The following is an 8,320-nucleotide window of genomic DNA, read 5'->3' as shown; positions in this document are numbered from 1 at the left end:
GTGTTTGACCGCATCAATGTGTCCGGCTTGGCGAGAGTTTTATAGTCGCAAGCCGGGCGCAATTTCCCAAGTTAAGAAAATTCGAATTGCCTACAAAAGCAGAGTTTTAATAGGGGGGTCAAATCACGTCGGATTAAATGCAGGGAAAGGGTTATTCCCATAAAAATTAGTGCAGAGTTCGAAGAAACCATGGGTTCAGAGATGCAGTCGTTATAACTGACGGTTGTATAACGAACTTACCCCTCGCTCAGGTCACCTTATTGTAGAAAAACTGACACGCCTGCTTAACGTTTCGCGATTAGTTTCTGGAATCATAATGCATTATCAAGGCCTCACAGCACAGTAGGCCGCAATGATCAGAGACTGACCAAGATCGAACAGGGAGGGGCGTTATGGCAGGGCCCGGCATAAACCAGTTGGCTGGCGGCATGGCAATGAGGGGCGAGGTGCAGGCCCACGCAATCCGCTCAAGAGTTTGGGTGGGGTCGTGACTGAACTGAGGGCCCTCACTCATATCAAAGTAATTCCGGAACAGCAGAATCTCCGAGATGCCAAACAACGCCGGTTGTTGCGCCGACGGTTACCGGAGTTGATTGAGCTTGAGCGAATCCTAGCCGAATCGCCTCAGCCGTTTTCGGCACAGGTGACGGCAACCGTGCCGGTTGGCGCGCTCGATCTGCCAATTTACCGTGTTGAGGTTGGAGATGCTCCGGCTGACCGACCTGCACTGTTGTTGGTGGGCGGCGTACATGGGTTGGAGCGTATCGGCACGCAGGTGGTTCTGGCATGGCTACGCAATTTGGCCAATCGCCTGCGCTGGGACGAGCATCTGGCTGAACGGTTAAAGCACGTACGTTTGGTGGTGGTGCCGATGCTCAATCCCGGTGGTATGTATCTGAACCGCCGTAGCAACCCCTCGGGTGTAGATCTTATGCGAAATGCCCCGATTCAAGCCCAGGGCCAGAGCTCGTTTCTGGTCGGAGGGCAACGCATATCGCCGCTACTTCCATGGTACCGAGGCAAGTTGAACCAGAAAATGGAGCCGGAAAATTTGGCTCTGCAGAGAATCATCGACGACGTGCTCCCGGGCCGGCCATTCAGCATCTCGCTGGATTGCCACTCCGGCTTTGGCTGGCGAGACCAAATCTGGTTTCCCTACGCCTACCGGCGCCGCCCGATGCGTAACATCTCTTCCATCATGGCGCTTAAACTGCTTTGGGAGCAGTCCTACCCCCACCATGATTATCAATTTGAGCCGCAATCAGAGCACTATGTCACTCATGGCGACCTCTGGGACTATTTCTACAAACGCCATAATCGCAGAACCAGTGCACCCTGGCTGCCGTTAACTCTGGAAATGGGTTCCTGGCGTTGGCTACGCAAGAGTCCTCGCCAGGCGTTCAGTCGGGAGGGGCTGTTCAATCCGCTGGTGGCTCATCGGCATCAGCGTGTCTTGCGCAGTCATCTCATTCTGCTCAATTTCCTCCTTGATGCTTGTGCAAATTATGGCCACTGGGTTCCCAATTCATCAGAAGGTGAATGGCTTCGGGCGGCGGCAAGAACGCACTGGTACAGCAAGGGCGAAACTTTGTAATGGACTGGCTGTTGATTCGTGGGCTGGCACGGGAAAGTGCACATTGGGGAGGCTGGCTGAAGCAGTTGCAACATGCACGCCCCATGGATCGCTTCCACACGTTGGACCTTCCCGGCACAGGGGGCGCCCGAAATCTGTGTTCACCAACGTCTATTGCTGAGGCAAGGGAGTACGCGGAGAAACAAAGTCTCCAGTTGCCGCGCCCCCTGGGGCTGATAGGTTTGTCTCTCGGCGGTATGGTGGCGCTGGACTGGGCGCTCGAAAACCCTGAAGACTGCGCAGGTCTTGTGCTGATTTCCTCCAGCTCCGGTCTTAGCACGCCCTGGCGTCGCATGAAGCCCGCCCAATGGCCGAATGTAGTGCGTTTGATGGCTCAAGCCAATATAGAAGCAAGGGAGTTGGCCATTCTCTCGCTGACGAGCAACCGGCCAATCAACGTGGCAGTTGCTGAGCAATGGCGGGCGATTCAACTGAAGCGACCGGTACGCCGCGCTAACGTGCTACGTCAACTTTATGCGGCATCGCGTTATAAGCCGAGGGCTCAAAACATAAAGGTGCCGGCGCTTGTGCTGGCAAGCAAGGGGGATCGGCTGACGGATTGGCGCTGCAGCCTGGCTCTGGCTGAAGCCCTGAAGTGCCCTTTAGAGTTGCATCCCGCTGCCGGCCATGACCTGCCTCTTGATGCCCCCCAGTGGCTTATCGATCAACTGGCTACCCACTTTCCACAGGGCTTACCTGGTCAGAATCCCACTAACTGAAATGTCATCGATCCGCAGCAAACGCTTCATCTGTTTGTAAACCCGCATGCTTATCGTCTGGTTATTCCGGTCTGCCTCTATGTCCGGTGGGCTCAAACTAGCCAGTCAAAGGAATCAGAGCATGCAAAATACGCCTATGGCCTCGAGTAGAGGTCGGAAGCTAGCCTCCGGCGTGGCCACGGAACCAGCTCAAGTAGTTGAGGCTCAGCGACTCAGGTACGAGGTGTTTAGTGCCGAGTACGGCGCTGATCTGGGTGCTGGTATCGATATCGATGTGGATCGCTTTGATCCTTGGTGTACCCACTTTGTCGTTGTTGATCAATCTGGCGACGTAGTGGCAACCACGCGGTTACTGCACGGTGAGGCTGCGAAGACAATTGGTGGTTTTTATTCGGAAGACGAATTCAATCTGGATCGCTTGAAGCGAAATCCCGGTGTATTTGCAGAACTTGGCCGGACCTGCATTCGGAACGACTATCGCTCCGGTGCGGCGCTTAGCATGCTCTGGTCTGAGGTGGCTCGCTATCTCGTTCAGAAGGGAATCGACTATCTGCTGGGCTGCGCAAGTATAAGTATGTTGGACGGTGGATACAGAGCATGGCGAGTCGCCCGCCAAGTTCAGCAGGATTTCCTCGCTGATGAGAGGTTCCGGGTAACGCCCAAGCGTAAATTGCCTCATCTGGCCAATCATCGTTGCCATTCAGAAAACGTGACCATTCCGCCGTTGATTCGAAGTTATATGCGGCTTGGAGCAGAAGTGTGCGGCGAGCCGTGTTGGGACCCTGTGTTCCGGTGTGCTGATCTGTTGGTATTGTTGAGCGTGGATAATCTGGCAGCCCGTTACGCACGCCGATTCAACTTAGAGAGCAAGACCGCTTGATCTCTATAGATAGCATAACCGGCGGCCTTCGGTTGTCTATGCGGCTGGGGCTTTTTGTCGGGTTTCTGTTGTTCAGCACAATGAGTCTTGTATTTATTCGGGCATTTGAGTTGTGTCGCGGACGGCCCATCAATCAGGCTAGGTTGGTGCATCGGTATTGTTTGGGTTTATGTCGTCTGTTGGGTATGCGCATTCAGACCCAAGGATCGCCCATAGATGGCGTGCGACTGCTGGTATGCAATCATGTCTCCTGGACTGATATTCCCATCCTGGCTGCCAATGTTCCATTGCAGTTTATCGCTAAACAGGAGGTGGCCTCCTGGCCGCTTATCGGCTGGATTGCGCGTCAGGTCGGCACCCTCTTTGTGCAACGTGGGGCGGGCGACTCGGCAGCTGTTCGGCAGACACTGGTTTCAGCTTTACACAACGGAAGCTCTGTCATGCTGTTTGCCGAAGGAACCACTACCAACGGGGAGAGTGTCAACCGGTTTCATCCGAATCTGCTGGGTGCGGCGATCGCGGCGAATCGCCCTGTGCAGGCGGTGACCATTGCCTACCACCGAGACGGGCAGCGTGATCCAATCGTACCTTTTATTAATGACGATGAGTTCGTGTCCCACCTTTTCCGTTTGTTAAGTAAGCCCGCGCTACGCGTTGATATTATGTTTCACCCACCCGTCAATGCTATCCAAGGTTATAGCTCCACCAAGCTGGCTTGTGAGCTTCGTCAGCAAGTGATTCAGGGATTAGTTACCTTGCGTGAAAAGCAAGACGTGCGCAGAGGGGTCGAAAGAGGCGGTGTTCTGGAAGCGCCTGCATCTACCCGCCAGCGCTCTTGCGGCGGGTAGATAGACTTACACGGGATTGGTGGCGAGAATTTTCTTCAGAAAATCTTTGGTTCGGGGGTCTTTCGGATTCTGAAATATCTCGCTGGGAGGTCCTTGCTCTACAATATGGCCGCCATCGACAAAGATCACGCGATCTGCCACATCCCGTGCAAACGACATTTCATGGGTGACTACCAGCATGGTCTGGCGCTCTGCAGCGAGCTGCTTCATTAGTCCCAGCACTTCTTCCACCCATTCTGGGTCCAGAGAGGAGGTGGGTTCATCAAACAGGATCACTTCCGCGCCCGCAGCCATGGCTCGTCCAATCGCAACGCGTTGCTGCTGACCGCCGGACATTGACGCAGGATAGGTATCGGCTTTTTCCGCTAAACCGATCTTTCCCAAAATCTCGCGTGCCTTTTGGTGAGCCTTTTCTTTCGGCCACTTATCGACGACCAGCAGGCGCTCGGCGATATTTTCCAGGGCGCTTTTATTGGCAAAAAGTGCATAGTTCTGGAATACGAAGGCGGTTTGCCGACGTAGTGAGAGGATGTCGGCGCGGCTGGCCCGCTTAACATCAACCGTTAGGTCACCAACGGTAATAGTCCCGCTCGTAGGTTGTTCGAGGAAATTAATGCAGCGGAGCAGAGTGGATTTGCCGGTGCCGGAAGGGCCGATGATGACAACAATCTCGCCTTTTTCTATGGTCAGGTCGATTCCGTCAAGTACGACGGTTTCGCCGAAATGTTTGCTAAGAGAGGCTAGTTTGATCATCGGTTATAGGCCCTGTTAAGGCGGGCTTCCAGATAGTGTTGGAGTTTGGAAAGAATCTCTACAACGATCCAGTACATGATGGCTGCGACAATAAATGCCTCGAAGTAGAGAAAACTTCCGGCGGCTTCTTTCTGTGTCGCGCCCATCAGTTCGGTAACACCTAACGTGAATGCCAGTGACGTTGCTTTGATCATGTCGATGAAATAATTCATCAACGTTGGCAGTGCCACGCGGGTAGCTTGTGGCAGCACGATTCGGCGCATCAGCTGACCGTTTGTCATGCCGATAGACAAGGCTGCTTCGGTTTGGCTGCGATCAACCCCGACAATAGCGGCACGGATGGATTCCGCCATGTAGGCGGCAAAGTGCATTGTCAGACCCATGATGGTGGCGGTAATGCCATCGATCACGGTAAGTGCACTGAACAATTGCGGCAGCCCGTAATAGAACAGGAACAGCTGCACCAGTAACGGCGTTCCTCGAAAGAACGAGATGAAAACGATCGTTAGCTGGTTGAGTACCGGAATCCGAAGCACCCGCACAACTGCAAACAAACACGCAAGCACCAGCGCAAAAACCATCCCGATGCCGGCTAACTGCAAAGTAAGGGGGAGGTACCTGAGTAACACAGGTACCAGGCCAAGCATGTACTCGACGTTCAATACGTCCATGGAAAGCGAGTCCTCGGTAGGCCCCTCAAGGCTGAGTAATGTCGGTGCCGAACCATTTTTCAGAAATCGACCGGAGTGTTCCGTTTTCACGCAAAGTGGCCATGGCCTTGTTTACCTCATCGCGAAGGGCCTGGCCGGCTTCGTTGTCGTGGAACGGGTAAGCGTTTCTGATCTGCGAGAACGTTGGGCCAGCCAATTCAAGGGGAAGGGGCTTCTCTTTAATGATTTGGCTGGCACTCACGCGGTCCATTACGAAAGCGTCTACCCGTCCCAGGGCGGTGTCCCGTTCAAGATTGCTTTCATAGGTCTTGATGTTGATCTGGTCTGCATACGGCAGTTCCTGCAGAAGGTCTTCAAAATTCGAGCCCAGGTTTACAGCGACTGTCTTGCCTTTCAGGTCTTCGACGGATTGCACTTCCGTGTTGCCTTTTTTGGTGACCACTTGTGCTCCGTCATAAACGTAAGGATCACTGAACACGTAAGCTTTTTTACGCTCTTCTGTGATCGTTATCTGGTTTGCGACGGTGTCGATACGTCCGGATTGCAGCATGCCAAACAGCCCGGAGAAGTTTGCGGTCTCGTACTGGATGTCGCGTCCCATTTCTTTGCCCAAGGCGTTCATTACGTCAACTTCAAAGCCTTTCAGTTCGTCCTGCTCAACAAACGTGAAAGGGAAGTAAGATCCAGACATGCCAACCCTCAAAGGGTTGTCTTGAGCTAATAACGGCATGCTTGCAACCAATGAAATGGCGAATAAGAGTTTGGGAAATAGCGTCTTCATGAGATCTCCTTACGGTCAGAACAGGGCTCGTTATGATCATATAAATGAACGGGGAGCTCTTCGATTTGGTTATACGGCAGGGCTCTGGAGAAAAGGTAGCCTTGCAGTGTATCGCAACTGAGTTCAATCAGATGGTTGCGGTGGTCGGCTGTTTCAATGCCTTCAGCAACAACTTTAAGGCCCAGCCGGTGGGCCATAGTGATAATGCCCTCCACAATTGCCGCATTGGCATGATTGGTATCGATGTTCCGGATAAACGCTTGATCAATTTTAATCGTGTGAATTGGGAACTGGTGCAGATACGCGAGGTTGGAATAGCCCGTGCCAAAATCGTCGATTGCGATTCTAACTCCAAGAGAACGAAGAGCGCGTAGGCGCTTGACCGATTTGTCTGTGTCGGCCATTAACGAACTCTCCGTCACTTCAAGCTCCAGGTGATGAGGATTCAGACCGCTGACCTGCAGTATGTGTTCTATCTCCTCAATGAAACCGTTTCGTCCGAAATGAGCGCAGGAGATGTTAACGGCGATGGATAAAGGTGCCATCCGACCAGAGTTGAGTGTCTGAATATCTTTGCAGGCTCGCCGGAGTACCCAGCGTTCAATATCGATGATTTGACCGGTCTTTTCAGCCAGCGCAATGAATTCCTGCGGAGACATCAAACCACGGTCGGGATGTTGCCATCTGACCAGCGCTTCGAGCGACTTCACTTCACCCGTCTGTGCATCTACCAGCGGTTGGTAGTGCAGAACGAGACTGTTGGTTTCAATGGCATCAGCCAGGTCACGGCGTAGAGAGATATGTTCCAGAACAACCGAATCGGAATCATCAGAATACCAGCCCCAGGTATTACGGCCTTGTGTTTTGGCATCGGTTACCGCGATGCAGGCACGTTGAATGAGTGTCGCACTATGAAGATTAGGGCTCTGGTGAAAAGCAATGCCTATGCTGGCTGTTATTTGCAACACGTGTTGGTCAATAACGAAGGGGCAGGAGAGAAGATAGAGGTATCCCTCGGCAACCTGAAGTGCAATATCTTCACTCGCGATATTCGGTAAGAGCAGTGCAAACTCGTCGCCAGCAAACCGCGCAAGGTAATCGCCGGGTTGTAGACCTTCGGTTAAACGTTTTGCCGCATCCTGGAGCAACCTGTCACCAATGTCGTGGCCCAGGTGCCGGTTTACCGACCCGAAGTCGTCCAGGTTGATAATTAGGACAGCCGCGAGTTGTTCCCCGAGATACCGAGGGTCGCGGATTCGTTTTTCGAATGTTGCACGGCTAGGTAGCCCGGTAAGGGTATCTTCGCCCGTTCGGCCTGTCGCGTTGTGTGTTAGCGACTTTGCAATCCCGAATACGCCGGCAACAACGTCATCCACGGCTGAAGGCGAGAGGGTGATTTCTATCGGCGTGGCTTGTTCTGGGCTCCGAAGAGCTGTGCACTTGAGCTGAGCTGGGTGTCCCCGAAGAGCAGTACTGAAGGCATCAGTGAAGCTCATATGCTCATCAATATTAGCGAGGCTCTGGAAGCGCTTTCCAATAACCTCTTCATTCTGTGCTCCCAGAAGGAGTTTGAATTTGTCATTCACCGTGACGAGGTGACCATCGCGGTCAAGCTCGAATACCGCCTCTGGATGGAGCGCGAGGAGTGACTGGTACCGATGCTTCTCTATGGAGTCACTGCGGGAATGGTTTTGGTCAGATTGCTTGGAGGCTAGACGTGAGTTCGGCATGAAATCAGGTTCGTTCGTTTTATTTATAGTAGGAAAGTAGCATTTGCCTTATAGTAACACCACTTCCAAACGCGATTTTGCAAGTTGTTCTGGTTGTTTCTTGCTCGCATTGGTTGTTTAATAAACGATTGTGTATCAGTGGGTTGCGGGAAACCGAAACAAGACGAAATCTTTTGATAATACTTGTTGACAGGTCACGAGAACGCTGTAGAATTCGCCCCACTGTTGAGCAGCGAGACGCTCAAACGCTCTTTAAAAAGTTGACCAAGTAATTCGTGTGGGCGCTGGCCGAGGTATTTCGGATG

Annotated in this window: 8 protein-coding genes; 4 read left to right on the top strand and 4 right to left on the bottom strand. The window is 52.8% G+C overall.

Features of this window, described 5'->3' with window-relative positions; translation table 11 throughout:
* Positions 1-487 precede the first annotated feature (487 nt).
* From JAO79_RS16130 to JAO79_RS16115, 4 genes are all read left to right on the top strand, one after another.
* Entirely contained in the window at positions 488-1,594 is a 1,107-nt protein-coding gene (locus tag JAO79_RS16130; protein ID WP_199008260.1) for a M14 family zinc carboxypeptidase, read from the top strand.
* On the top strand, positions 1,540-2,352 hold the full coding sequence (locus JAO79_RS16125) for an alpha/beta fold hydrolase (protein WP_199008259.1): 813 nt from the start codon (positions 1,540-1,542) through the stop codon (positions 2,350-2,352). Before JAO79_RS16130 ends, JAO79_RS16125 begins: the two co-directional genes overlap by 55 nt.
* Before the next feature lie 172 nt (positions 2,353-2,524).
* Positions 2,525-3,232, top strand: coding sequence for a GNAT family N-acetyltransferase (locus JAO79_RS16120; protein WP_320158974.1), 708 nt, complete (start codon positions 2,525-2,527; stop codon positions 3,230-3,232).
* Positions 3,233-3,417: 185 nt separating this feature from the next.
* Positions 3,418-4,080 carry a lysophospholipid acyltransferase family protein gene (locus JAO79_RS16115; protein WP_199008257.1) on the top strand — a complete coding sequence of 221 codons (663 nt, stop codon included), beginning with the start codon at positions 3,418-3,420 and terminating at the stop codon, positions 4,078-4,080.
* A 6-nt stretch (positions 4,081-4,086) separates the two neighbouring features.
* Here JAO79_RS16115 and JAO79_RS16110 read toward each other — a convergent pair whose 3' ends face one another.
* From JAO79_RS16110 to JAO79_RS16095, 4 genes are read right to left on the bottom strand one after another with little or no spacing between them, the layout of a single operon-like run.
* Positions 4,087-4,833, bottom strand: a complete 747-nt coding sequence (locus JAO79_RS16110) for an amino acid ABC transporter ATP-binding protein (RefSeq protein WP_199008256.1) — start codon at positions 4,831-4,833, stop codon at positions 4,087-4,089.
* On the bottom strand, positions 4,830-5,504 hold the full coding sequence (locus JAO79_RS16105; protein ID WP_114335971.1) for an amino acid ABC transporter permease: 675 nt from the start codon (positions 5,502-5,504) through the stop codon (positions 4,830-4,832). Before JAO79_RS16105 ends, JAO79_RS16110 begins: the two co-directional genes overlap by 4 nt.
* 25 nt (positions 5,505-5,529) lie before the next feature.
* Positions 5,530-6,285 (bottom strand): amino acid ABC transporter substrate-binding protein, encoded by a 756-nt coding sequence (locus JAO79_RS16100; protein ID WP_199008255.1) that lies wholly within the window; start codon positions 6,283-6,285, stop codon positions 5,530-5,532.
* On the bottom strand, positions 6,282-8,015 hold the full coding sequence (locus JAO79_RS16095) for a GGDEF domain-containing phosphodiesterase (RefSeq protein ID WP_199008254.1): 1,734 nt from the start codon (positions 8,013-8,015) through the stop codon (positions 6,282-6,284). The genes JAO79_RS16100 and JAO79_RS16095 overlap by 4 nt, the downstream gene beginning before the upstream one ends.
* Between the last annotated feature and the right edge of the window lie 305 nt (positions 8,016-8,320).

It is taken from the genome of Marinobacter litoralis, from assembly GCF_016427555.1.
GTDB lineage: Bacteria > Pseudomonadota > Gammaproteobacteria > Pseudomonadales > Oleiphilaceae > Marinobacter > Marinobacter litoralis_A.
Note: the sequence above shows the minus strand (reverse complement) of the source record. Positions and strands in the feature narration are given on the sequence as shown.